Annotated in this window: 24 protein-coding genes; 1 reads left to right on the top strand and 23 read right to left on the bottom strand. The window is 57.7% G+C overall.

The window, feature by feature from the left end:
- A partial coding sequence (locus ACOYNV_RS17310; RefSeq protein WP_422901048.1) for a hypothetical protein occupies positions 1-262 on the top strand: 262 nt, incomplete at its 5' end.
- A gap of 87 nt (positions 263-349) precedes the next feature.
- On the opposite strand, the gene btsR is transcribed toward ACOYNV_RS17310, so the two are convergent.
- The 23 genes from btsR to ACOYNV_RS17195 form a co-directional block, all read right to left on the bottom strand.
- Positions 350-1,099 carry a two-component system response regulator BtsR gene (btsR, locus tag ACOYNV_RS17305; RefSeq protein WP_422901047.1) on the bottom strand — a complete coding sequence of 250 codons (750 nt, stop codon included), beginning with the start codon at positions 1,097-1,099 and terminating at the stop codon, positions 350-352.
- The gene (locus tag ACOYNV_RS17300; protein ID WP_422901046.1) at positions 1,093-2,799 is read right to left on the bottom strand and encodes a LytS/YhcK type 5TM receptor domain-containing protein; all 1,707 of its coding nucleotides are present in this window, start codon (positions 2,797-2,799) and stop codon (positions 1,093-1,095) included. The genes btsR and ACOYNV_RS17300 overlap by 7 nt, the downstream gene beginning before the upstream one ends.
- 187 nt (positions 2,800-2,986) lie before the next feature.
- Positions 2,987-3,421 carry a hypothetical protein gene (locus ACOYNV_RS17295; RefSeq protein ID WP_422901045.1) on the bottom strand — a complete coding sequence of 145 codons (435 nt, stop codon included), beginning with the start codon at positions 3,419-3,421 and terminating at the stop codon, positions 2,987-2,989.
- A gap of 46 nt (positions 3,422-3,467) precedes the next feature.
- Positions 3,468-3,863, bottom strand: a complete 396-nt coding sequence (locus tag ACOYNV_RS17290; RefSeq protein ID WP_422901044.1) for a type IV pilin protein — start codon at positions 3,861-3,863, stop codon at positions 3,468-3,470.
- Positions 3,864-3,868: 5 nt separating this feature from the next.
- On the bottom strand, positions 3,869-4,363 hold the full coding sequence (locus ACOYNV_RS17285; RefSeq protein WP_422901043.1) for a type II secretion system protein: 495 nt from the start codon (positions 4,361-4,363) through the stop codon (positions 3,869-3,871).
- On the bottom strand, positions 4,360-6,753 hold the full coding sequence (locus tag ACOYNV_RS17280) for a secretin N-terminal domain-containing protein (RefSeq protein ID WP_422901042.1): 2,394 nt from the start codon (positions 6,751-6,753) through the stop codon (positions 4,360-4,362). Before ACOYNV_RS17280 ends, ACOYNV_RS17285 begins: the two co-directional genes overlap by 4 nt.
- Positions 6,750-7,298 carry a hypothetical protein gene (locus ACOYNV_RS17275; protein WP_422901041.1) on the bottom strand — a complete coding sequence of 183 codons (549 nt, stop codon included), beginning with the start codon at positions 7,296-7,298 and terminating at the stop codon, positions 6,750-6,752. The genes ACOYNV_RS17280 and ACOYNV_RS17275 overlap by 4 nt, the downstream gene beginning before the upstream one ends.
- The gene (locus tag ACOYNV_RS17270) at positions 7,295-7,855 is read right to left on the bottom strand and encodes a hypothetical protein (protein WP_422901040.1); all 561 of its coding nucleotides are present in this window, start codon (positions 7,853-7,855) and stop codon (positions 7,295-7,297) included. Before ACOYNV_RS17270 ends, ACOYNV_RS17275 begins: the two co-directional genes overlap by 4 nt.
- Positions 7,852-8,385: a hypothetical protein gene (locus ACOYNV_RS17265; protein WP_422901039.1), complete on the bottom strand. Its 534-nt coding sequence runs from the start codon at positions 8,383-8,385 to the stop codon at positions 7,852-7,854. Before ACOYNV_RS17265 ends, ACOYNV_RS17270 begins: the two co-directional genes overlap by 4 nt.
- 5 nt (positions 8,386-8,390) lie before the next feature.
- On the bottom strand, positions 8,391-9,236 hold the full coding sequence (locus ACOYNV_RS17260; protein WP_422901038.1) for a hypothetical protein: 846 nt from the start codon (positions 9,234-9,236) through the stop codon (positions 8,391-8,393).
- The gene (locus tag ACOYNV_RS17255; RefSeq protein ID WP_422901037.1) at positions 9,217-10,932 is read right to left on the bottom strand and encodes a GspE/PulE family protein; all 1,716 of its coding nucleotides are present in this window, start codon (positions 10,930-10,932) and stop codon (positions 9,217-9,219) included. The genes ACOYNV_RS17260 and ACOYNV_RS17255 overlap by 20 nt, the downstream gene beginning before the upstream one ends.
- The gene (locus ACOYNV_RS17250; protein ID WP_422901036.1) at positions 10,929-12,119 is read right to left on the bottom strand and encodes a type II secretion system F family protein; all 1,191 of its coding nucleotides are present in this window, start codon (positions 12,117-12,119) and stop codon (positions 10,929-10,931) included. The genes ACOYNV_RS17255 and ACOYNV_RS17250 overlap by 4 nt, the downstream gene beginning before the upstream one ends.
- An 84-nt stretch (positions 12,120-12,203) precedes the next feature.
- Positions 12,204-12,641, bottom strand: coding sequence for a type II secretion system major pseudopilin GspG (gene gspG, locus ACOYNV_RS17245; protein ID WP_422901035.1), 438 nt, complete (start codon positions 12,639-12,641; stop codon positions 12,204-12,206).
- Between the two features lie 129 nt (positions 12,642-12,770).
- Positions 12,771-13,823 (bottom strand): hydrogenase nickel incorporation protein HypB, encoded by a 1,053-nt coding sequence (gene hypB, locus ACOYNV_RS17240; RefSeq protein ID WP_422901034.1) that lies wholly within the window; start codon positions 13,821-13,823, stop codon positions 12,771-12,773.
- Positions 13,824-13,849: 26 nt separating this feature from the next.
- Positions 13,850-14,200 (bottom strand): hydrogenase maturation nickel metallochaperone HypA, encoded by a 351-nt coding sequence (gene hypA, locus ACOYNV_RS17235; protein WP_422901033.1) that lies wholly within the window; start codon positions 14,198-14,200, stop codon positions 13,850-13,852.
- 21 nt (positions 14,201-14,221) lie between these two features.
- Positions 14,222-15,388: a hydrogenase expression/formation protein HypE gene (gene hypE / locus ACOYNV_RS17230; RefSeq protein ID WP_422901032.1), complete on the bottom strand. Its 1,167-nt coding sequence runs from the start codon at positions 15,386-15,388 to the stop codon at positions 14,222-14,224.
- Positions 15,385-16,563 carry a hydrogenase formation protein HypD gene (gene hypD / locus ACOYNV_RS17225; RefSeq protein WP_422901031.1) on the bottom strand — a complete coding sequence of 393 codons (1,179 nt, stop codon included), beginning with the start codon at positions 16,561-16,563 and terminating at the stop codon, positions 15,385-15,387. Before hypD ends, hypE begins: the two co-directional genes overlap by 4 nt.
- A gap of 207 nt (positions 16,564-16,770) precedes the next feature.
- On the bottom strand, positions 16,771-17,049 hold the full coding sequence (locus tag ACOYNV_RS17220; RefSeq protein WP_422901030.1) for a HypC/HybG/HupF family hydrogenase formation chaperone: 279 nt from the start codon (positions 17,047-17,049) through the stop codon (positions 16,771-16,773).
- 140 nt (positions 17,050-17,189) lie between these two features.
- Entirely contained in the window at positions 17,190-19,604 is a 2,415-nt protein-coding gene (gene hypF, locus ACOYNV_RS17215) for a carbamoyltransferase HypF (RefSeq protein WP_422901029.1), read from the bottom strand.
- 87 nt (positions 19,605-19,691) lie between these two features.
- The gene (locus ACOYNV_RS17210; RefSeq protein WP_422901028.1) at positions 19,692-20,354 is read right to left on the bottom strand and encodes a HyaD/HybD family hydrogenase maturation endopeptidase; all 663 of its coding nucleotides are present in this window, start codon (positions 20,352-20,354) and stop codon (positions 19,692-19,694) included.
- A 24-nt stretch (positions 20,355-20,378) separates the two neighbouring features.
- Positions 20,379-20,747: a hypothetical protein gene (locus tag ACOYNV_RS17205; RefSeq protein WP_422901027.1), complete on the bottom strand. Its 369-nt coding sequence runs from the start codon at positions 20,745-20,747 to the stop codon at positions 20,379-20,381.
- Positions 20,737-22,284 (bottom strand): PKD domain-containing protein, encoded by a 1,548-nt coding sequence (locus tag ACOYNV_RS17200; RefSeq protein ID WP_422901026.1) that lies wholly within the window; start codon positions 22,282-22,284, stop codon positions 20,737-20,739. Before ACOYNV_RS17200 ends, ACOYNV_RS17205 begins: the two co-directional genes overlap by 11 nt.
- Before the next feature lie 151 nt (positions 22,285-22,435).
- A partial coding sequence (locus ACOYNV_RS17195; RefSeq protein WP_422901025.1) for a nickel-dependent hydrogenase large subunit occupies positions 22,436-23,943 on the bottom strand: 1,508 nt, incomplete at its 5' end.

The raw sequence follows: 23,943 nt of genomic DNA, 5'->3' as shown, positions 1-23,943 counted from the left end.
ACTATCCCATTGTGTTCATTCGCGGGCAGGATCAGCAATTGCGACCTATAGTTTTCACCTGAGAGGTTGTGAAAATATAAAGAATCAACCGCAGAGGCGCAAAGGCGCAGAGGAAGCGCAGAGGAACCCCATTGTTTTTAAAGGTTTTCTCTGCGGAACCTTTGCGCCTCTGCGGTGGGTGTTGAAGAATTTTTTCACAGCCTCTGACACTATTAGTATCAGATATAAATTCATATTGATCATAATTGATACTCATCAGTGAATGCCTTGGACTCAAACCTGACACTTAGCACAAACCAATGGGAAACATCAGGTCATCAGGTCGGATACAGCCGGACGTGGCCGTCAGTCACCATGGGTTCTTGATATTTTCACAAACTCTCAGGCAATAAGCAGTTTGTCTTTTTATCTCGCGCAGATGCCGGCGGCTGACCGGCACACGTTTGCCGCTGTGGGTGACGATATCGGCGGCGCCATTCTCCAGCAACTCGATCTCGGCAATGTGGTCGATATTGATCAGGTATTGCCGATGGCAGCGCATGAGCGGTGTCCGCTCCTGCAGGATTTTCAGGGTCAGTTCGGTGATGCCCAGCTTGTTGGTGGCAACAACCTGCACGCCGCAAACATCGGTATGCACGAACTCGACTTCGTCGAGTCCGAGCAGGAATATGCGGTTACGCCCGATGCAGGGGATCTGGCGCAAGCTGTCGGTCGATCCCGGAAAAGCCTTGGCCGATGGTCGTGCCCCGGAGCGCAGCCAGTCGAGTGTCTTGGCCAGGCGCTTGGGGTCGATGGGTTTCAGCAGATAGTCAGCAGCGTGTTCCTCAAACGCCTTCAAGGCATGCTCGTCGTAGGCGGTAACAAACACGATATGCGGCAGGGCCGAAGGCTCGATCATGCCGACCATTTCCAGCCCGCTCACACGCGGCATCTGGATGTCCAGAAACACCACATCCGGGCGCAGGCGGTGGATAGCGGAAAGCCCTTCGATGGCATTGGCGCATTCCCCCACCACCTCCACGTCGGGCGCTTCGGCCAGCAGCGCCTTGAGTTCCTCACGCGAGGGGGCTTCGTCATCAATGATCAGAGCAGTCAACATGGAACAAGCTCTTCTTGGACTGGCAGACGGATGGCTACCCTCGTCCAGCACTCGGGTTGGCAGGTTACGTCGATACCGTAGGTGGCGCCGTAGCGTAACTTGATGCGCCGATCAACCAGGTTCATGCCCAGGCCGTCGCTATCGGGCATCGGTTGATACAAACCGGCGCTGTCTTCGACAACGATAGTGAGCAAGCCATCCTTGCGTTGCGCGCTGATGCTTATCTTGCCCGGTTCAATCATCTGCGAAATGCCGTACTTGATGGCATTTTCGACAATTGGCTGCAAGGAAAAAGTGGGCAGGCGCAGATGCAGCAAATCGTCAGAAACAGTAAACTCTACATCAAGCCGGCCGGCAAAGCGCGCCAATTCAATTTGCAGATAGGCATCTACATGTTCGATTTCATCCTTGAGCGTGGCCTCATCGCTGACCCGCTTGAGGCTCTTGCGGAAGAATGTGGACAGGTACTGCACGATCTGCCGGGCTGCTTCCGGATCGCGTCGAATGATCGCCGCCAAGGTGTTCAGTGCGTTGAACAGGAAATGTGGGTTGATCTGGGCCTGCAAGAGTTTGATTTCCGATTGCGCCAGCAGCCGCTTCTGCTCCTCGATTTTGCCAGCCAGAACCTGATTGGATAGCAGGCGGGCGATGCCTTCGCCAAGGGTGCGGTTGAGCGTGGAGAAGAATTTACTTTTCGGCTCATAAAGCTTGATCGTTCCGAATACCCGGTTTCCTTCGCCGCGTAACGGGATGACCAGGGAGGAGCCCAACTTGCAGTCTTTAGATACCGAACAGGAATAAGGAATGGTGGCGCCATCGGCATAAACGACTTCATTGTTGGCGATGGCTTTAAAGGTGTGCGGCGAAGCAATCGGCGCACCCGGCAGGTGGTGATCAGCTCCCACCCCGACAAACCCAAGCAATTTTTCACAATCGGTAATGGCCACCGCGCCGACGCCGGTTTCTTCCTGGATGATAGTCGCCATGCGCGTGCAGTTATGCTCGTTGAAGCCCTGCATCAATACGCCGACCGAACGTTCGGCGATGCGCAGTGCTTTGGCGGAAAAGGCGATCGAATACTTTTCCATGGTTTCCCGGCGATCCAGAATCAGGCGCATGAAGAGGGCGGCACCGAAGGCGTTGGTCAGGGTCATCGGCAAAGCGATATGGGCGACCAGACGTGCAGCATGATCGAAGGGTCTGGCCATCAGCAGAATGATGATCATCTGAGCCACTTCAGCAAAGAGCGTTGTACCCAGCGCCAGCATCGGATTGAGCAGTCGGTCGGCTTGATGGCGACGCAAGAGATAAAGGTGCACACAGCCGCCGATAAGGCCTTCGATCGTGGTGGACACGGCACAGGCAGCATCGGTAAAGCCGCCGAGCGAGTAGCGATGCATCCCGCCCGTCAGGCCGACGGCGAAGCCGACAACCGGTCCGCCGAGAATGCCGCCGAGCACGGCCCCGATGGCGCGGGTATTGGCAATCGCCCCTTCAATCTGGAAGCCAAGGTAGGTTCCCATGATGCAAAAGGCGGAAAAAACAAGATAGCAGACCAATTTGTCCGGCAGGCGGACGGTGACCTGCATGAGCGGCGCGAACATCGGGGTCTTGCTCAGGAGATAAGCAATCACCAGATAGACGCACATCTGCTGCATCAGGCTGCCGATCAGGGCCAGGTGATTGATATTCTCAAGCATGGTTTTTTTCCGGAAAACGAATAGCGCTGATTCTACGACCTTGCAGGGGAAACGGCAGTCTTCGTTGCCGGGAACTTATTGGCTATCGCATAGGAAATCGAAGGTGCCGGCATTGAGTTCACCATCAAGTGTTGGTGAATCACGAAGCCTTGCAGCTCAAAACGCCTAAGAATTCCCTCGTGGAGTTCTATATAGCCGGCGGGGAATTGTCAGGAATCACGCTGCTGGCGGACAATTGCCCCTCAGCCATGAACAACCACTCGGAATACTTGTTCTTGCCTTCGAAAATTATATCCCGCATCCGGAATCCCTTTTTCTTCAGAGGCTCTGCCTCGGAAAGACTATAGACACCGACGATTTGTCCATCCTGCAACTTCACTGTTCCCCAGTCAGTCTGGCGGGTCATCGGATCGAAAAAAATCTTTCGAAGATACCGCCTGACAGCAACCTTGTCATCGTCCTGTACGAGATTTTCGAGGCGCGCTGGGTAGTGCTGGTTGTTTTGATAATAGTGATTCAGGGCGACTCGAAACTGATTGCCGATAAACAACAGATCTTTTTCACGTTCGCGCTGCTCCATGGTGTGCCATACCGTCAAAAGCGCTGCCAGCATTGCGCCCATGATGGCTACTCCGATCAGCACACCGATATAAGTGAACCCTGACTGCCTACCATTCACTGTAGGGTGTTCCTTCGGATGAATTTCCCTCGGCAGCACTGTGGATGTCAAAGACGCCACCCTTCTCTGGATTATCGGGAGGAACGACGATCCAGGTCAGCGAGCTTTCAGTCAGCGGATCGTACGGCAAAGTGCGCAAATACTTCTTTTCGACCAGCGTATCCAACTGGTCAGGGTACTTGCCTGTATCACTATAGAATTTGTCGAGTACGTCTCGCGCCGTGGCCAGATTGGCCCGAAGTATCGTCTCCCTGGACTTGTCGATACGATGGAAATAGTGCGGTGTCGCAATGGATAGCAGCAATGCAACGATGGCCAGCACGACAATCAGTTCAATCAGGGTGAACCCCCGATGATCATTGAGTGCGAGTGAATGATTTACCATTCCGATTACCATTGCCGATACGGGATGCCATTCAAGCCGGCACCCGTTGATAAAGAATAGACGTCAAATACATCGCTTCCTTCGCTCGGCGCATCGGGCGGGCTTGAGTAACTCCGCTTGCCCCAGGTTGCTTCAGGGGGTTGAGTGGCATCCTCGAAAAACGGATCGCGCGGGATGCGTCTCAGGAAATACCTTTTCTGCTCTTGTTTAGCGCTTCTTGCATCGTCAACCCCCTGGACCAGCGCCTGCAAGTTTGGCGGATAACCTGACTTCTGCGCATCCGCCATGATCTGTCCGTCTTCGGACGCCTGTTTGTAGGCATCAAGCGCCGTGCGTATCTGCTGCAATGCATCGCGGAACTCGCGCTCCTTGCTGCGCTGGATGGCAACTTCCGCCATTGGAACCACGACCGACGCGAGCAGGCCGACGATGGCCACCGTAATGACCAACTCGATCAGCGTAAAGCCGCGAAGATTTCGACGGTGGCTGAACAACGTCATGGGATGGGCTGAATCTCGATTGAAAGCGGTTGCGGAGTTGCCAGCGGTACGCTCTCTCCGTTGGCACCCGTTGCCGTGACACTGGAAAATTTGATCAACGCAGGTCGTCCCTGCTTCCCGATCACCTCGAACTGCATGCTGGCAACGCTACCGGTTCCGGTGCCCAGTGCACCACCTTCAGCCGTAAGATCAACACTAATTGATCCCGTCGCTTCATCAATTTTTCCATCAAAGGTGGAGTTGATGCCGGTACGGCGCATCAGATTTCCTTCGTTGATAGCCACCGGTTTCAAGGCTTCGCTGTCGTACGATAAAGCAAAAGCAAGGGTATTGAGCGCAGCGCCACCCTGGGCGTTCACTCCGATATTTATCTTGTCACCCACTTTGGCCTGCGCAGGCCCTGACAGGATTACGGCCAGAGATGACGATGGCACAACAGTTGCAACTGAAGCGGCTGAAGCCAACTGTGTTGTGGGAGCACGGAATGCTATCGATGGATTCCGCTGGATCGGCGCACCTGAAGCAAGGCTCGACCCTCCCTGATTGAGTATACCCGTCGCGGCAGCCACCTTCAGGTCAGGCGCGGAATACTTGATGTTGCTCTCCGTACCGGACCAAAGCTCCAGCAAATCCGCTTCGCTCACCTGATTGTTGCGAATGATGTGCGGTGTAATCACCAGCACCAGTTCCCTGTTGTTCCATTCGTCGTGGCCGATACCAAACAGACGGCCAAAGAACGGAATATCGCCCAACCCGGGTATCTTGTTGGCTTGCCCATGGCTGTCGAAACCCTGGATCAGTCCGCCCAGAACCTGTGTCTCCCCGTCCTTAAGGCGCAATGTGGTCGTGGCATTGTTGGTCTTTGTTTTATACGCTATAGAACCCTCTACCCGCACTGCTTCTCCGAGGGTGCTGACCTCCAGATTTACTTTGATGGCAACACTGCCATCAAGATAGATCGTCGGTTCGACTTCAAGCTTGACTCCGGTATCAAGATATTGAATGTTCGTGTTGAATACAGGATTGCTTGTTACCCCCGAGCCTGGCACGGCAGCGCTGGAGATGACCGGCGTACGATCACCAATCATGATCTTGGCTTTTTCCTTGTTTCGCACCCGGATGCGTGGGGTGGCCAATGTTTTGGTATCGGAATCGGTCCCTTTTGCCTTTGCCGTCACCGAAAGAGACGACAAGCCAATCGTGGATGAATTTCTGTTTCTAAAGTCTGCCAATGTCTGCGGATTCCCGGCAACTGGCCAGGTTGCGGTCGCCGACGTTGGCCAATCAATACCAAGGTCAAGCGCGCGGGCTCGATCTACGTCGAGCAACTCTACTTCGAGCATCACTTCCGGTTCCGGCTGATCGCTTGCCGCAACCAGTTTTTCTGCCAACCGAATGGCCTCCGCCGTATCGCGAATCACCACCGCATTACTTCGTTCGTCGACGTAAATATCCTTGGTCTTCAGAATGGTCTTGATCATGGTCTGAACCTGCTTCGGGTCGGCATTGACCAGCGCGAAGCGGCGCACCTTGAGTTCCTGATATTCCTTCGTCTTTGCGGATGTCAGGGGATAGACCAGAACGGAGTTTTCGCCGAGGATGCGTTTGTCGAGTTGGTTCTGCAAGAGGATCAGGTCGAGGGTTTCTTCGACCGGGGTATCCTTGACGAAAATCGAGACCTTGATGTCATTTCGAACATCCTTGTCAATCATGATATTGACGCCGGTTGTCATCGAAATGGCTTCCAGTACCATTTTCAGATTGGCTTCGCGGAACTGCAAGGTAACGGGCTTGCGGCCCTTGATGTTAAGCCTCGGGCCGGAAAGGTTCTCCCTCAAGGTTAGCTCTTCCAACTGGTAACGCATCTGGTTGGCTTTTACATGCGTAGGCCGTTCCACAAGAATAAGAGCGATGGCTGACTTGGCTCCTGCAACGTCGCCAATTTTCGCCATGGACTGCGCATCCGACAACCATTTTGCGTGGCGTTGATCGGCAACCGAATCAAGCAAACCGTTTTTTGCCGCCTGATTAGTTGGTTCAATGGCTAGCACCCGGCGATAAGACACCTCAGCCCCCTCATAGCGCTCGTTGGCCAGTTCGCTCCGAGCAGAATTGAGCAGGCGATTTACCACCTGTTCACGCTGGCGCAGATAGTCACTCCGCAATTCGATATTTTTCGGATCGGCCTGTGCCGCTTGCTCAAGTCTGGCCAAGCCTTCTTCGTAGCGACCGTCCATGATTAACGATATGCTCTCCCGGCGTGTCGTCTCGGTTGCACAACCCGTGAGCAAAGTGATGGCAAACAGGATCAACATCTGCTTGATAAACCGTTCTCCCGGTCCAATCAAACGGGTAGAAGTGAATATTTTGATTTTATGAGCTGGCTTCACTGAGGTATTCCTGTGTTTAGCGATTGTTCAACTTTGAGTGGAAGATATATGAATGTCAGTTGCCCACCTTCCAGGCGGGCTACTTTATAAGTTCTGTCGATGACTTCGCCGACGGATACCCTGAGCATGCGGTCTCCCCTGGTCAGAAGAATCAATTGAGTGTCATCTTCAATGTACTGCCCGAGGAAAACAAAGGGCAGCGGCGGGGCTGTCGGCGGGGGCGGCGGTTCGGGCGGCGGTGGAGGAGGGGGAACGTACCACGATATCCCGGCGAATAAATCAGGAATGTTCTCTGCCAGAGGAGTACGTTCCTGATTTGCCAGTTGCCCGGCTTTGACATTTGCCAATGCGCTGGTACGGGCACGGCGCGCCGTGCCCGTACGGGTTGGGGATGGGGCGACAGCAGCAGTTGCCTTGCGGCTGCGCTTCGACTTATCCACGGCAGGAGCCGAGATTCCATCTTCATCGCTTGGCGCGAACCAGACCAGAGCGAGCAGGCCGACGACACTCAAAACAAGAAAAGTGCGTTTGATCCCCGGCCTCATGCCCCCTTCTCCAGATACAGCAGGAACACGATTCGTGCCTCGACAGTGCCTTCGCCCACATTGTCGCGCTTCAGGTAAATGCCATCCAGGGCCAGTGCCGGAGCGGTCGACAGCGAGGCGCTGATGAACTTGCGTAGTTGCGGATAAGTTCCCTTGACTGGAAAGGCAATTCTGAACTTGTCCAGCCGGCCGGAATCGGCACGGGTCAAGGAATATTCTCCGGCATCCAGTGACAACTGTAGTTCTTCGGCAATGGCATATATTTTCCCCAGCCAGTCGGGTACCGAAGCGCCTTGGGGAAACTCCTCGTAAAAAGCCAGAAGTTGCTCACCAGGTGTCGTCGGCTTGTGCGTCACCGACTCTAGTTCGCCCTGCTTCAGCCTGGCGCTGGCCTGGGTAATCTGTTTGTCGAGTTGGTCGGTGCGCGCGCTGGCCGGCAAAAGAATAGTGATTGCGTAAGCAAGCGCAGCAAGCGTCAGAAAAAGGCCGGAGATTCCCTGCCACCCAAGACGCCTCAGACGATAGGTCAACTGGCGATGAACCATGCTGGCGTTCATGAATTGACCGCCCACTTCGCCGTAATGCGGAAACGTATCGGTTTCTCGCTATCTTTCTGATTGACCTGGTGGGCATGCAGCACCACGGCAGACAGGTTTTCCTTTTGCTTGAGCATTCGATAGTAAGCAAGCATTGCTTCAAAATTCCTGGCCTCCGCCGTCAGCACCAGTTCGCGTTTGCCAGCATCCGGTTCCAGCGTGAGGATCGCTACGGGTCTTTCTGCTTCGGCTTCGAAAGTTGAAAACAGCTTTTCCCATGGTAGATTCAGTTCCCCGGCAACAGCAATGGCCCGGCCCCACTCGGCGGCCAGTTGCGAATCGTCAATTTTCAGTGCCGCTGGTTGAAGTGCCTGCAGGGCTGATTGCGATGCGCGTAACTGCTTCTCCCCTGACGCAACGAGCGGTTGCCAATACAGACGATCCCAGGCGATCACGGCGGCCAGTGCAGCGATGCCTAGAAGCAGCAGCAGCCATGCGGCTACTCCGGCCGGCTGGTGTTTGGTGGCGAAATTCAGATCAATGCGCTGCATGTCGACTATCCAACCCAAGTAGGGGCACGGCGCGCCGTGCCCGTACGGCGTGCCGTGCCCGTACGGTGCGCCGTGCCCGTACGGCGTACATCCAGGCTCAGGCTGCGGAAGGACCACGGTGTATCGGTATTCATCGGCAAGTCGGGCATCCCCGGAGAAAAGACCAGCGCCTCTGTCGACGCATTTTCGACCCCGGCCAGCATCAATTCTTCATCCAGCAAATCCGGTAAAGATTCCAGCCAGTCGGCGCCGACACGCACGCTGCGTAGCCATCGCCACTGGCCGTACTCGATCAATCCAATGCATATCCGGCCTTCTTCATGCAAAATAACCCAGCTTGAACAAGCTCGATTGAAGCGCTTGCGCCAGTGATTCACGGCCGCTGAAAAATACGGTTCAATTGAAATCAACCGAGCCTTGTTTGCGCTTGCGCTTTGCTCCAGAGCGGCCAGCAAGTCTGAATCTACGGCGGCAGCCACTCTTGGAACATCCGGCGCTTCGTCACTCAGGCGTACTTGCCATTTAGCGGCCGCTTCACCATAGGTTTCGGTAAAGGCCAGACGGGCGACCGTGAGTTCTTCTTCGCGATCATTCAGGTCGTCGCGCCATGGCAGCAACTGGTACGGCGTGAAATGGCTGGAAAGTATCACCCGCACCCGCCGGCAAGATGAAAATTCAGGAAGCAGTTCAGCAAAGGATCGCGCGGCTCCCGCCCAGGCGGTGCCTGGCAGTGGGGTGACGGCAACAATGCGTTTCTCGGCCATTTGCGGGCGAAAACCGCGCCAGCGCACCGCCACGAGTTGCGCGGGGGAGACGAAGACGGAAAGTGATTCAGGCGACAAAAGTGACACGATTGATTTCCGTCAATGTGGTTTCGCCCAGACGAACCAGGTCGAGTGCGGATTCCCGCAGAAAATGCGTGCCGTTTTCCCGCGCGGCTTCCTTGATCTGGCGAATCGGCGCGCGCGCCACGATCAATTCACGGATTTTGTCATTCAGGTGGAGCACTTCCGCAATTGCCTTGCGCCCTTTGTAGCCACTCCCACGGCAATGCCCGCAACCCAGTCCGGCACGGAAGCGGAAGCCGGCAACTTCTTCCCGGCTTAACCCGGAATCGGCCAGCAGTGTGTCATCCGGCACATTATCGGCGACACATTGCGGGCAATTGACACGCAACAATCGCTGCGCCAATACCCCATTGAGCGCTGAGACGAAACTGTAGGGGTCAACGCCCATGTGCATGAAGCGGCCAAGCACATCGAAAACATTGTTGGCGTGCACTGTTGTGAATACCAGGTGGCCGGTCAGCGCCGACTGAATGGCGATCTGCGCAGTTTCAGCGTCACGGATTTCGCCGACCATGATCTTGTCCGGGTCATGGCGCAGGATGGAGCGCAGGCCACGGGCAAAGGTCAGTCCCTTTTTTTCATTGACAGGAATCTGCAGCACGCCGGGAAGCTGATACTCGACAGGATCTTCAATGGTGACGATCTTTTCGCTGCCATGATTGATTTCGGAGATGGCCGCGTACAGCGTTGTCGTCTTGCCGCTCCCGGTCGGGCCGGTAACCAGCAGCATGCCGTAAGGTTCGCTGGCCAGCTTGCGCAAGACGGCCGCAATTTTTTCATCGAAACCGAGGCTGGTCAGTTGCAGCCCCTTCATCTGGTCGGTCAGCGATTGTTTGTCAAGGATGCGCAGCACCGCGTCTTCGCCGTGGATGCTGGGCATGATCGATACCCGCAGATCGACTTCACGGCCACCGATGCTGACGCGGAAACGCCCGTCCTGGGGTACGCGTCGCTCGGCGATGTCGAGCTCGGACATGACCTTGATACGGGATATGGTCTGTTCGGCCAACTCCACGGAAGGAACCGAACCCACCACACTCAACACCCCGTCGACACGGTACTTGATGACCATGCCAGTGGGGTCGGACTCCAGGTGAATATCGCTGGCATCGGCACGCAAGGCATCGTAAATGGTCGAATTGACCAGACGCACGACACGACTGCTATCTTCACTGATTCCGCGAAAACTGAGTTGTTCGACGGTTTCGCCGGCGGTGCGAGTTGCTCCTGTTTCCGGAAGAACCGTATCGAATGCCCGCAAGCTATCCTCATGCCCGGATTGCCAAGCCAGGATATCCGCGCGACTGGCAATGACAACAGAAAAATGGCTGCTGATTCGTGATTCGGCCCAGGACAGAATTCCCGTATTGAAGGGATCAGCGATAACCAGAACCAGTTGCCCGTCGTTATCACGCAGCAGCAAACAGTTGCGCGTCATCGTCTCCTTGAACGGAACGACGTCGAAAGCCGCCTGCATTTCCCGTAATTTCGCCATCGACAGGACGGCTCGGCGAAATGTCAGTCCAAGTCGAACAAGAAAATTCTCCTGGCCCTGACCGGACTGCTCTTCCAGCACCTCGATCAGCGGCCGTTCCGTCGAGGCGGCCAGGGCTCTCGCCTGCGCCAGTTCTCTGGCCAGAAAAGGGGTGGCGGCAAGGGTCTCAGTGGAGAACACCGCGCAATCAATGGCGGCGGTCACTGGATGCTCCCGGCCAACTCGAAGATCGGGAAATACATCATCACCACAATGGCGCCAATGACGATGCCGATGAAGGCCATCAACAGCGGTTCAAACAAGCGCACAAACCAGTCTACCCAGCGTGCAATCTCACTGTCGTAATAGGTGGCGATGCGCTCCATCATCTCGCCCATACGCCCGGTACGTTCGCCGACACGCAGCATGCGCAACGAAACCGGTGTGGTCAAACCAAAAGACTCCATGGCGGAAGAAATTTGCATGCCCTCGCGAATTTGATTGGCTGACGCTGACAAGCGATCGCGCAAGGGGCCTTGCAAGAGATCCGCCGTCATCTGCAGCGAAGGCATGATCGACATGCCGCCGCGCAAGAGCATGCCGACCGTGCGATAGAACCTCGCCAACTGGTACATGCGCATGCGTTCGCCGATGGCCGGAAGCGCCGTCAGGCGATCAAAAATCCAGCGACGCGTTCCTGCCTGCATCAGCCAGAAAATTGTGCCCGCCAATACACCCACGATACCGATAAACAGCGCCCAGCCGTGATCGTGAACCAGATTTCCCCAGTTGATCAGCAGACGAGAGCTGAATGGAACATTCCCGCCGAGGTCTTCAAAAAGGCGCGAGAAGCGGGGAACGACATAACTCAACAAAAAAAGAATGACGAGGCTGCCGACGGTGACCAGCAGCATGGGGTAGATGGCGGCGCTGATGACTTTTTTCCGTACTACATCGAGTTGAGATTGATAGGCCACATAGCGGCCCAGTGCCTCGGGCAGATCCCCGGTCTTTTCGCTGGCGCGCACGGTGGCAATGTAAAGCGGCGGGAAAACAGCGGGAAAGTGTTGCAGTGCCTGGGACAGCGATTGCCCCTCGTAGAGACAGGCCACCAGTTGCGCCAATAGATGCTGGCGCTGAGCATTGCTTTCCTTTTCCTTGAGGGTTTCGATCGAGTCGACGATCGAAAGGCCGGCTTCGAGCAACATCAGAAGTTCCTGGCTGAACAGTCCCAAAGGAAAGGAGCGTGCGTCGCTGCTCGCCATGTTGGCAAGCGTGCGCGTGACCTTTATTTTAAGGATTGAATAACCTTGCTGACGTGCTTGATCGGCCGCATCGTCTGCGCAGGCCGCATCCAGCAGCAGAGTCGTCGCGCGGGTATCAGGCCGGATTACGCGCAGCTCAAAGCGCATTCGCCTCCCTTCAAGTACGGGCACGGCGCGCCGTGCCCGTACAGGGTGGGGATGGGGATCATTGATTTTCGCATCAGGACGTGGCTATTCCCAGTTGCCGATATCGGCATCTTCGCCGGTGCCGCCAGTCGCGCCGTCCTTGCCATAGGAGACAATATCGTAATCACCATGGTCTCCAGGCCGCTTGTACAGGTAAGGATTGCCCCATGGATCGGGTGGTACCTTTTTTTTCAGGTAAGGACCATCCCACTTTTTTTCGTTGGACGGTTTTTCGATGAGGGCAGTCAAACCTTCTTCGGTCGTTGGAAAATGCCCGGTATCCAGACGATATTGGTCGAGTGCCTTACCAAAAGAATCAATCTGGGCAAGGGCCGTCTTGATTTCGGACTTGCCAATCTGTTTGAAATACATGGGGCCGACGTAACCCACCAGTAAACCGATGATTACCATCACCACCAGGAGTTCAAGTAGCGTAAAACCATGCGAGAAGCGCCCGACCTTGATTGACATCTGAATCGTCATGTTCTTGACCACCAATTAATACATTGATATTGCTCAATAAGTCTTCTACGAACCCAACCCGGTAGAAAATGAAGATTCCGGTTGCACAACGGAAACCGACCGTAAAACCTGTCAGGACCGGAAGCGCAATCACGGTGCCGTCCCCGGCCCTTGCCGACTTGCGATTTCGCCGCGTAGCCAAGCATACCAGTCATCCATGCCCTCGCCGGTTTCGGCCGATACGCGAAACACTTTGATAGCGGGGTTGACCTGCCGGGCGTAATCGATACAACGCTCAGCATCGAAGCGGAGATGCGGCAAGAGATCAATCTTGTTGAGCAGCATCACGCTGCTGGCCTTGAACATGTGCGGATACTTGAGCGGTTTGTCCTCGCCTTCGGTCACCGAAAGAATCACCACCTTGGCCTGCTCGCCAAGATCGAACAGGGCAGGGCAGACCAGGTTGCCAACGTTTTCGATCATCAGCACCGAACGGGGCGGCGGATTCAACTGCCAGAGGCCGCGCGCCAGCATATCGGCGTCCAGGTGACAGCCGGTTCCGGTATTGATCTGAATCACCTTGCAGCCGGTCGCGCGGATACGTTCGGCATCGTTGGCCGTCGCCTGATCCCCCTCGATGACATGGATTGGCAACTGTTCATGGAGATCGCGAATCGTTCGTTCAAGCAGGGTGGTTTTTCCTGAACCGGGCGAACTCACCAGGTTGAGCGCCAGAATCCCGCATTCGGCGAACCAGTCGCGGTTGTGCTCGGCAAGGTGCTGGTTCTTGGCCAGGATATCTTGTTCCAGCGCCACGGTCCGTCCGTGCGCACGTGCGTGCAACACCGCTTCAGCACTGTCTTCATGCCGGTGATGATGCTCATGCGGGTGAGCGAGGGGGTCGCCCGAACCACTGCCCGATTCCCTGCCCAACCCTCCCCTTGAAGGGGAGGGGGCTGCCCCTGCCTCATCCGCTGCCCGATCCACTGCCTCATCCCCACCCCGTAGGGGCACGGCGCGCCGTGCCCTTGCTCGAAGGGGAGCATCCCCAAGCGGCCGGTACATCAGCGCACTGGAACTGACGGCACGATGATTTCCTGATTCGTGGGTGTGATCATGTGATTCGCCCGGCGCATGGACATGGCCATGTGCCGCCTTGGTCAGCATTTGCTGTTCACCCGTTGCCGGGTCAGTGATCGTCACCCCTTCACCGTCAGAGCATCCACAGGTTACGCACATTCCTCTACCTCCATTTGTTTGATTTTGAGTTCCTCACCGGCGATCAGAATGAGCTTTGCACTGCCGCATTCACAGGTTCCAAAAAGCCGGGTCACGCTCACTTCACCTGCGCAATCAAGGCAGCGGGCTCGCCCCGGTATTTCGATGATTTCCAGTTCGGCACCGTCAAGCATTGTCTCTTTGGTGCAGGCCTCAAAACAGAAGCGCAACGCATCGGGGATCACCGCCGCAAGCGCGCCGACTTCCAACGTGATGTGCGTAACCCGCGAGTTCGCACCTTGTTCGGCGGCCCGTGCGGCGCAAATTTCCACCACGCTCTGGACGATGCTTAGTTCATGCATGTTCGGATCACCCCTGTGCGGCTAGCAAATGCGCGGCAACTGTTCGCCGACCAGCATGTCGACGATGCGTTGACCACCGAAGCCGGTATGCATTACGACGACGCCGGCCGGCGCCTCCGTTACTTCGCCAATAATCGCCGCATGCGTCCCTGCCGGATGCGCGCGCATCGCTGCCAGTACCCGCTCGGCCTGGGCTTGCGGCACAATCGCCACCAGTTTGCCCTCGTTCGCCAGATACAGCGGATCGAGGCCGAGGATTTCACAGGTGCCCTTGACCTCTTCGCGTAGCGGCAAAGCCGACTCCTGGATACGTATCGCCACGTTGGAGCTTTCAGCGAATTCGTTCAGCACCGTGGCGACGCCGCCCCGCGTCGCATCGCGCAGGCAATGGATGTCGGGACAGGCGGCCAGCATCGCCGCCACCAGACTGCCGAGTGGCTGGCAATCGCTCACTACCGCGCATTCCACACCAAGCTGGTTGCGGGCAATGAGAATCGCCGTGCCGTGATCGCCCAGATAACCATTGACGATGACCGCATCGCCAGGCCGGGCGTTTTTTGCGGAGATTGCCACGCCGTGCGGCACGATGCCGATGCCGGCAGTATTGATGAAGATCTTGTCGGCCGCTCCGCGTTCGACCACTTTGGTGTCACCGGTGACGATCGTCACGCCGGCCTGTTCAGCCATTCGTTTCATGCTGGCGACGACCCGGCGCAGGATATCCACCGACAGGCCTTCTTCGAGCACCACGCCACAGGAGAGAAAGAGTGGTTTTGCTCCACTCATGGCCAGATCGTTGACCGTCCCGGCGACAGCCAGCGTGCCGATGTCACCCCCAGGGAAAAACAGGGGATCGACGACGAAGGTATCGGTGGTAAAGGCCAGCCGGTCGCCGTGTTGCGCGAGTTCCGCCAGGGGAAATACGGCCTGGTCTTCCATGGCTGCCAGCACGGGATTGTCGAAGGCGCCGAGAAACACGTCTTCGATCAGATCGCGCATGGCCTTGCCGCCACTGCCGTGGGCCAGGTTGATGCTGGTGTCACGCACTTTTCCCGTACGCCGCCGCATGCCCTCCCCTTCAAGGGAGGGCACGGCGCGCCGTGCCCCTACGGGGTGGGATGGGTTTTCTCCATCCCCTTCAAGGGGAGGGTTGGGGTGGGGATGGGGAAGGGTCGCTCTATCGTTCATGCCAGACTTTCCGCTGCGAGTTGGGTCGCTGCACGCTGTTGCGAATTTCGTTTCAGACCCGTGGTATCGATCCGCCCATAGTTGTAATAGGCGGCGCAGGCACCTTCCGTGGAAACCATGAGCGAACCCAAAGGCATCTCCGGCGTGCAGGTGGTGCCGAACACTTTGCATTGCTGCGGCTTGATCAAGCCTTTCAACACCTCGCCGCATTGGCAGGCCTTGGGGTCGGCGATTTTCAGATTGGGTACCGGGAACTTGCGTTCCGCGTCAAAGTCCGCGTAAGCCTCGCGAACTCGGACGCCGGAGTGCTCGATGGAACCGAGTCCGCGCCACTCGAAAAACTCTCTTGGTTCAAACACTTCATGAACGGCGGCCAGGGCTCTTTCGTTGCCGTTTCGGGGCACGATGCGTCCGTACTGGTTTTCGACTTCGGCGCGCCCCTCGGCGATCTGCTTGATGACCATCCACAGGGAATGCAGCACGTCCAGCGGCTCGAACCCGGAAATGGTAATCGGCTTGCCGTACTGTTCGGCAATGAATTCGTAGGGACGGGTGCCGATGACCATGCTGACGTGACCTGGGCCGAGGAATCCGTCCAGATGCAGATCCGGCGAGTCCAGGATGGCCTTGATGGTCGGAATGATGGTGATGTGATTGCAGAACAGCGAAAAGTTGGCAAGGCCTTCCTTCTTCGCCTGCATCACGGTCATCGCCGTGCTTGGCATGGTCGTCTCAAAACCCAGTCCGAAGAAGATCACTTCGCGGTCGGGATTGTCTTTGGCCAGTTTCAGTGCATCAAGCGGTGAATAGACCATGCGCACGTCGGCACCGTCGGCCTTGGCCTTGAGCAGGCTTTTCTTCGAGCCTGGCACGCGCATGGCATCGCCGAAGGTGGTGAAGATGACGTGAGGAAGCTCAGCCAGAGCCACGCAGTCGTCCACCCGGCCCATCGGCAGCACGCAGACCGGGCAACCCGGGCCGTGGACAAATTCAACTTCGTCGGGAAGGAATTGCGTAATGCCGTAACGGAAGATCGAATGGGTGTGACCACCGCATACTTCCATGATCTGCAGTGGCCGCTGCTTTGCCCGGTCGATGCTGGCCACCAGGCGGCGGATTTCCCGGGCCAGCGTCTGCGCTTTTTCCGGATCGCGGAACTCGTCAACGAATTTCATGAGAACTCCCTTTTCGTGTGCCGTTCGTGATTATCAATGTGCATGGCTGCATACCCTATGGATTGGCGATCTACAGCCATTGTGCGTGAAGAGTGGCGAATTCATTGGCTTCCATAGATGCAACGTTGCAGAACGCCAATTGGTGCGGCTTGCAGCCATTGCTTCCCCCCTTCAGCCTGACTGCTCTTGATGGGTTTTCAGAAGCTCTCATGCCGCCGATGCCTGCATGCTGTCGATCTCCGCTTGCATCTCGCCCAGTTCGAGCAATAGCGCCATGGTCGTCGCGGCCTCCTTTTCATCGATGCGCATCATGGCAAAGCCCACGTGCACCAGCACCCAGTCGCCCAAACAGGCGGCGACCGGATGTTCGTCATCGACAATGAAGGCGATATTTACCGCCCGCCTGACGCCGCCCACGTCGACCATCGCCAGATGCATGTCTTCGCTGATGATTTCAACGATTTGTCCGGGTATGCCCAAGCACATGATTTTCTCCAATCGATTCGTTTAACGGGCATGGCTTTGTAAAGCCCCCGAATATTGAAATCCCTGCCCGTTTCCCTCACCCCCGGCCCCTCTCCCAGAGGGCGAGGGGAGGTTCGAGAGTCGCTGGCGCGACTTCCAAGCTAAAGGGCGAGCGATCTCGCCGCTGCAACTACTGCCTGTCCCAGAGCCAGCCCGCCATCGTTGGCCGCTACCTGGCGCTGTGTGAGTACCCTGCAGCCGGAGTTTTGGAGCCGCATCACCACTTGCTCCAGCAATATCCGGTTCTGAAACACGCCGCCGGACAAGGCGACGGTGTTCACCGCCTTGCCGTTTTCGCTGCGGCTCAGTTCTTCGACCATGCGTACGATGCCCATGGCCAGTCCCTTGTGAAACCGTGCAGCAATCAGTGCTACCGATGTGCCGAAAATCAGGTCGTCGAGAAGTTTTCCCCACATTGGCAGCGGCTCCAGGCAGGGCAATCCGCTCGCCGGGATGCGTGAGATGGCGAATGGATATGCCGGCGCATCATCCTCGTCGAGCAGGTCGCTTCGTTCGACCAGCGCCTCGAATTCAACCGCCGCCTGGCCCTCGTAATTCACCCGCTCGCGGCAGACGCCAGCCGCCGCCGCGACGGCGTCAAACAATCGCCCGCAGGAACTGGCGAGCGGGCTGTTGACGCCCTTGCCAATCATTCCGTCAAGCAAGTCCCTGGGTTTTTTATCGAGGAATCGATACAGATCCAGAGCGTTGTAGTTGGTCGTGAAACTCGCCCAGTCCATCGCTGCCATCAGTTGCGCGTAAGTGTTGCGCCACGGCTCGTAGACCGCCTGTTCGCCACCGGGCAGCGCTACCGGCTTGAAGGTCCCGAGTCGCTGGCACTGGCGATAGTCAGCGAGGAAAAACTCACCGCCCCACAGCGAACCGTCCGCGCCATAGCCCAGACCATCGAGGGCGACACCGATGACCGGTTCAGCCTCCAGGGGAATGCTGTTTTCCGCCAGGCAGGCTGCAATGTGGGCATGGTGATGCTGTACTTCCGCATAGAACAGGCCGTGCCGTTCGGCCATCTTCCGGCCCAACTTGCGCGACAGGTATTCGGGATGCTGATCCACCGCGACGATTCCCGAGCCGTGTTCGAAGAGTTGCAGATAGCTTTCCACCGACTGCAAGTAATCTGCATGGCAGCGCGCGTCTTCAAGATCGCCCATGTGGTGCGACATGATGGCCTGGCCTTCGCGCAGGAGGCAGAAGCTGTTCTTCAGTTCGCCACCCATGGCCAGCACTGGTGGTGCAGAAGCGAAACCATCCGGCAGGGTGATTGGTGCCGGAGCGTAACCACGGGCCCGGCGCATCAGGCGTGGCGCGCCGGCCATGACTCGCACGACGGAATCATCGACGCGGCGGGCAATGCCGCGATCATGCATCAGGAAATAGTCGGCAATGCCGCCCAGCCGGGTGCGTGCGTCAGCGTTTTCAATACATTGTGGTTCGTCGCTGAGATTGCCGCTGGTCAAGACCATGGGACGTTCCATCCGCTGCATCATCAGATGGTGCAGTGGCGTGTTGGGCAGCATGAAACCGAGGCTCGCCATACCCGGCGCCACCGATGCGGCGACCCGTGCCGGAAAATTTGTGTCCAGGATGACGATGGGCGCGGCGGGATTTTGCAGCAACGCCGCTTCCTCTACACTTACAACGCAGTAACGCCGCACGACATCGAGATCCCTGGCCATCAAGGCCAGGGGTTTGCTTTCGCGCCGCTTGAGTTCGCGCAAGCGACCCACCGCAACGTCATTGCAGGCATCACAGGCCAGTTGAAACCCGCCCAGTCCCTTGATGGCGACGATATAGCCTCGTTGTATCAGCGTGCAGGCGGCATCTACATCATCCAGTGCGTTCAGTGCCGCAAGGTCGAGCGGGGCGCTCGCGGCTTGTTCCAGCCAGGCGCGCGGGCCGCAAACCTGGCAGGCGACCGGCTGGGCATGGAAGCGGCGGTCGCCGGGATCGGCGTATTCGCTGGCACACGCGACACAAAGCGGAAACGCTCGCATCGTGGTCGATGCACGGTCGTAGGGGATGGCCTCGATGATGGACAAGCGCGGGCCGCAGTGGGTGCAATTGGTGAACGGATAACGAAAACGCCGCGCACCGGGATCGAATATTTCCGAGAGACAGTCCGGACAGGTTGCCGCGTCCGGGACGACATTCGTGTGAACGCTACCGGCATGGCTGGCGACGATGCGGAAATCGTCGCCGTCCGGTCGCTTGCTGGTCGATTCGCGTTCGATTGCCTCGATACGTGCGAGCGGGGGCGCCTGATCCGGCAAGGCCTCGACGAAAGCGGCCAGCGCAGCGACGGAGCCACAAGCGAGAATGGTTACGCCCTGTCCATCATTGGCTACCCAGCCGCGCAGGCCGTAAGCCCGCGCTAACCGCCACACCATGGGCCGAAAACCAACGCCCTGTACCAGGCCACGCACACGGATGAGTTCGGCGGCATCCGTGCAATCACCGGAACCTACCTGGATGGCCCTTAGTCCGCTGGTGTTGTTCAATACGCCTCCTGTGTCAATGCTTTGACCCGTCGCCAGACCAGGACGCACGCCAGCAGGGTGACAAGAGAATATCGAAGCACATCGCAATCAGGACGCCTGAATGGGGGGAGGTATTGCCCCATCCTGTACGGGCACGGCGCGCCGTGCCCGTCCGGTAACGTAGGCACCGCCTGACTCGTAAGCCTCCATGTCGAGACTTTCCGGTAGCAGATACGCGGCCGTTTCGAGTCCGCCATCCCGAGCTTTCGGCTGGCAGCCCCAGCGCAGCAGATAGTCGAGAGCGATTTCCAGTGCGGGCTGGATTTGTGCCTTGACGACAGGACGAATGCTTCCGCCAAAGTCATCCAGTTCCTCCGGCTGAACACCGATCAGTATCAACTCGGACGGCAAGTGACCGGTCAACTCGGCGACCCCCAGGACATCCTGAAAGCCGGTCTGATGCAGGCTCAGTTTTTTGGAACCCATGAATCGCGGCACTTGGTCATTTGTCAGAACCTTCAGTGTTCCAGGCGGCAGACCGTAGTCGATGGCATCGAACACGATCATGCGCGTGGCCGCCTGGACATGGGTAAGCAGGTTGAAGCCCTGGGTTCCTCCATCCATCAGGATGACCCGGTCGGGAAAACTCCAGCGGCTGTGCAGCGCCTGTACGGCGCGCACACCAAAGCCTTCGTCAGCAAACAGGATGTTTCCAATGCCGAGGACCAGAATGCTTTCGTCGCTCTCATTGTTCTGTACCAGATCTGCCATGTCATTCATCCTGATGAGCAGGGGTTAGCGCAGGCACTTCGCGCCACCCGAATTGAACGGCGGGCACTTCAGCAGCAGTTCCTCTTTCCCGCTTGCCGGGTTGCGGAGATACTGCGCCACCATGGCCTGTTGCTCGGTATCGGTCATGGGCATGGCGACTGGAACTGCGGCAGCATCCGTCCAGAAAGCCACCACGCAGGGCTTGGCGGTATCGCAGACCGCCGCAGCGGCCTTCTTGAGCTGTTCCACGTTGTCTGCGATAGCTGCATCCACCACCACCAGATGCCGCTGTCCGAGGGTGCCGACATGCTTCCATTGAGGCGGCTGGGCCAGAACCCCGGAGGTGGCGAAAATTGCTGTCGCTGCAGCCAGAATAGTCAGGCTAGTTTTCATGTTTGGTACTCCTTTCAGTATTCGCTTTCTTGTCATCACTTTCACCATCGTCGTCACCTTTACTTACAGAACACTGACCGACTACCGGCGGTGCCTGGTTGGGGCTGGCAACGGTGATCACTCTTGTCGCGGGCAGTGATTTGCTTCCCTTGCGATCCGTGATGGTCAGCGTGGCGGTAAAGACACCCACTCTGGCATAACTCACCGCTTCGGGATTTTGAATCTTGGAGCTTGACGGGCTTCCGCCGGGGAAACCCCAGCTATAGGTCAGCGGAAGGTTGGTAGAGCCTGTGCCTGATCCTTTAAAGCCAACCTTCCCGCTCGGAAACACCGAGACGTTGATGCACGGGGTGCCGATGATCGCCACCGGCTTCAGGCTGGCCGCCGCAACGGTAACGGTGCGGGTGACGGCCAGTGAGGCCAGGCCCAGGCTGTCGGTCACGGTAAGGCTTGGCGTGAAGGCGCCTGCGGTATTGTAGGTCACCAGTCCCGGATTCTGTGCCGTGGAACTGGCCGGGCTGCCGCCTGGGAAGCTCCAGTTGTAGGTCAGCGGAACATTGTTGTCGGGATCAGCGCCGGAGCCCTGGAAGCTCACCGTGCCACCTGGTACGATGGTCGAGTTCGCCGCCGGTGAGCCGATGGTCGCGGTTGGCCGCTGGTTGGCCACCTTCGAGACGTTAATGGTTCGCGTCGTGGCTACCGAGGCCAGACCAAGACTGTCCTTGACGGTGAGGCTTGCGGTGAAGACACCTGCGCTGCTGTAGGTCACCAGCCCCGGATTCTGCGCTGTCGAGCTAGCCAGACTACCTCCGGTGAAACTCCAGCTATAGGTCAGCGGCGTGTTGTTGTCGGGATCGGTGCCCGACCCCTGGAAGTTCACTGTGCCACCCGGAGCGACGGTCGTGTTTGCCGCCGGAGAGCCAATGCTGGCGCTGGGGGCCTGGTTGCCCGTCGCGGTGACGGTGACGGCACGCGTCGGTGAGACGCCCGTAGCGAGCATTCCAACGGAGTTGAGAACCTGCAGGGTGGCCGTAACCGCTCCGGATATGCTCATGGGGACGGCTACGCTCAGCCCGGCGGCACTGGCTTGGCCGCTGGAAAAGACCCATTTGTAGGTCAGCGGAAAACCGTCCGGGTTGGTGGCAGCCGCGGCGGTGAAGGTCAAGGATTGACCTTGGGCAATGCTGGCACCTGCTGCTGGCGCCGTGATGCTGGCATTGCTTGGAGCCTTGGCGACGCAGAACGGATTAACGGTGGCTCCGCAAGTCGTTCCGGTGCAGGTGCTGCTGGCCGTGCCCAGAGTGTTCATGTCGGTTTTCGTCGGGTTGCCGGAGGTGTGGCAAACGCTGCACGCAGAGCCAGCGGCCTGGTAGGGACGGCTTTGCTGCGGGGCCGCAGCCTGGATCAGCTGCTGGGCGCACCAGTTGTCGATCTGAGTGCCGCGGTTCGGCAAGGCCAGGGCGTTGCCGGTTGCGGCACAGAGCACTGCAAACCACAGAGCCCATATGAAGCGTAAAGGGGGCGACATCTTGTTCATGATGATTCCTTAGGTCAATGGAGCGTTTAACGTGAAAGTCGCGCCAGCGACTCTCGAACCTCCCCTCGCCCTCCGGGAGAGGGGTCGGGGGTGAGGGTAACGGGCAGGGCTTTCATTGTTTGGGGTGACTATCAAAGCCATGCCCGTTGGCTCAGGCGCGAACCGTGACTTTGAGTGTCTCTTCCTGCCGCGGGTCCATGATATGCACCGCGCAAGCCATGCAGGGATTGAAGCTGTGAATGGTGCGCAGCAACTCCAGTGGCTGGCTGGGTACCGCCAGGGTATGGTTCAGCAGGGCCATCTCATAAGGCCCGCCATTGCCGGCAGAGTCTCGCGGCGCCGCATTCCAGGTGGTGGGAACGATGCACTGGTAATTGGAAATCTTGCCGGCATTGATATTCACCCAGTGACCCAGTGCCCCGCGCGGTGCTTCGCTGAAACCAACCCCCTTGCAACTGGCTGGCCAGGTTTTTGGGTCAAACTTTGCCGCATTGTGGGTGCGGAAATCACCGCTGGCGACGTTGGCCGTGAGCTGGTTGAACCACACCTGAAGTTGATCGGCCACGACATGTGTGTCAATGGACTGGGCCAGGATGCGGCCCATGGTCGAGTACATGGCCGTGAAGGGCAGATTAAGGTCGTCCAATGCCTTGTCAACATGAACACGAACGGACGAGGTTCCCTTGGCGTACATGACGAGAACCCGGGACAGCGGACCCACTTCCATGTGGTGTCCCTTCCAGTGCGGCGTCTTCATCCACGAGTAAGGCTTGCTGGCATCCAGTTTCTTGTAGGCCGACTTGGGGCCGGTGTAGTCTGGCGTGGTCTCGCCCTGGAAGGGATGCAGACCGGCGTTCTTGCCCTTGGTGTAGCCCAGCCAGCTATGCGGGATCAATTCCTGCACCTCGCTGGTGTTGCGCAGATCGACCGGGAGAATGCTGGAGAGGTTGCGATTGAGGATGGCGCCGCGGGGAACGAACAGGTTCTTCGCCAGATCGACGTTGTCGTCCTGCGGGTATTCGCCGTAAGTAAGGAAATTACCCAGCCCCTCGCCCCGGGTAAACCAGTCCTTGTAGTGGCTCGCCAAGGCCAGAACGTCAGGGCGCAGAACTTGAGAAACAAAGTTGCGCATGTCGGTGATGCAGGATTGAACCAGATCGAGTCCCGCTTGATCAACCCCGGTGTTGCCGGGGGTTGGCGTGAGAATGCCGGCAGCGTCAGGCGCCATATGGAATGAACATGGGACGCCGCCGATGGCGAAATTGGGGTGGGGATTGCGACCGCCGAAGATGGCTTGCATGCGCAGGACCTTGCGTTGCCATTCCAGCGCTTCGAGCCAGTGTGCGAACAGCATCAGGTTCATTTCGGGGGACAGCTTGTAACCGGGGTTGTCCCAGTAACCGTTGCTGAACAGGCCGAGTTGCCCGGTGGCGATAAACCCGGCAAGTTTTTGCCGCACCGACTCGAAATAGGCTGGCGTGTTGTTCGGCCACTTCGAGTGGCACTTTTGCAGTTCAGAGGTGGCCGCCGCATTGGCCTGGCTGGCGGAGACCACGTTCAACCAGTCCATGGAGGTGAGCTGGTAGAAGTGTGTCACCTGGTCCTGCACCAGTTGCGAGCCCATCAGCAGGTTGCGGATGTGGCGCGCATTGGTCGGGA

The organism is Propionivibrio sp. (assembly GCF_049316945.1).
Classification (GTDB): Bacteria; Pseudomonadota; Gammaproteobacteria; order Burkholderiales; family Rhodocyclaceae; genus Propionivibrio.
The sequence above is the reverse complement of the archived record's forward strand: the minus strand, read 5'-3'. Positions and strand labels throughout refer to the sequence as shown.

Coding starts and splice junctions, on each gene's coding strand:
- btsR (WP_422901047.1), bottom strand. CDS start 1,099: ATGTTGACTGCTCTGATCATTGATGACGAAGCCCCCTCGCGTGAGGAA.
- ACOYNV_RS17300 (WP_422901046.1), bottom strand. CDS start 2,799: ATGCTTGAGAATATCAATCACCTGGCCCTGATCGGCAGCCTGATGCAG.
- ACOYNV_RS17295 (WP_422901045.1), bottom strand. CDS start 3,421: ATGGGCGCAATGCTGGCAGCGCTTTTGACGGTATGGCACACCATGGAG.
- ACOYNV_RS17290 (WP_422901044.1), bottom strand. CDS start 3,863: ATGGTAAATCATTCACTCGCACTCAATGATCATCGGGGGTTCACCCTG.
- ACOYNV_RS17285 (WP_422901043.1), bottom strand. CDS start 4,363: ATGACGTTGTTCAGCCACCGTCGAAATCTTCGCGGCTTTACGCTGATC.
- ACOYNV_RS17275 (WP_422901041.1), bottom strand. CDS start 7,298: ATGAGGCCGGGGATCAAACGCACTTTTCTTGTTTTGAGTGTCGTCGGC.
- ACOYNV_RS17270 (WP_422901040.1), bottom strand. CDS start 7,855: ATGAACGCCAGCATGGTTCATCGCCAGTTGACCTATCGTCTGAGGCGT.
- ACOYNV_RS17265 (WP_422901039.1), bottom strand. CDS start 8,385: ATGCAGCGCATTGATCTGAATTTCGCCACCAAACACCAGCCGGCCGGA.
- ACOYNV_RS17250 (WP_422901036.1), bottom strand. CDS start 12,119: ATGCGCTTTGAGCTGCGCGTAATCCGGCCTGATACCCGCGCGACGACT.
- gspG (WP_422901035.1), bottom strand. CDS start 12,641: ATGACGATTCAGATGTCAATCAAGGTCGGGCGCTTCTCGCATGGTTTT.
- hypA (WP_422901033.1), bottom strand. CDS start 14,200: ATGCATGAACTAAGCATCGTCCAGAGCGTGGTGGAAATTTGCGCCGCA.
- hypE (WP_422901032.1), bottom strand. CDS start 15,388: ATGAACGATAGAGCGACCCTTCCCCATCCCCACCCCAACCCTCCCCTT.
- hypD (WP_422901031.1), bottom strand. CDS start 16,563: ATGAAATTCGTTGACGAGTTCCGCGATCCGGAAAAAGCGCAGACGCTG.
- ACOYNV_RS17220 (WP_422901030.1), bottom strand. CDS start 17,049: ATGTGCTTGGGCATACCCGGACAAATCGTTGAAATCATCAGCGAAGAC.
- ACOYNV_RS17210 (WP_422901028.1), bottom strand. CDS start 20,354: ATGGCAGATCTGGTACAGAACAATGAGAGCGACGAAAGCATTCTGGTC.
- ACOYNV_RS17205 (WP_422901027.1), bottom strand. CDS start 20,747: ATGAAAACTAGCCTGACTATTCTGGCTGCAGCGACAGCAATTTTCGCC.
- ACOYNV_RS17200 (WP_422901026.1), bottom strand. CDS start 22,284: ATGAACAAGATGTCGCCCCCTTTACGCTTCATATGGGCTCTGTGGTTT.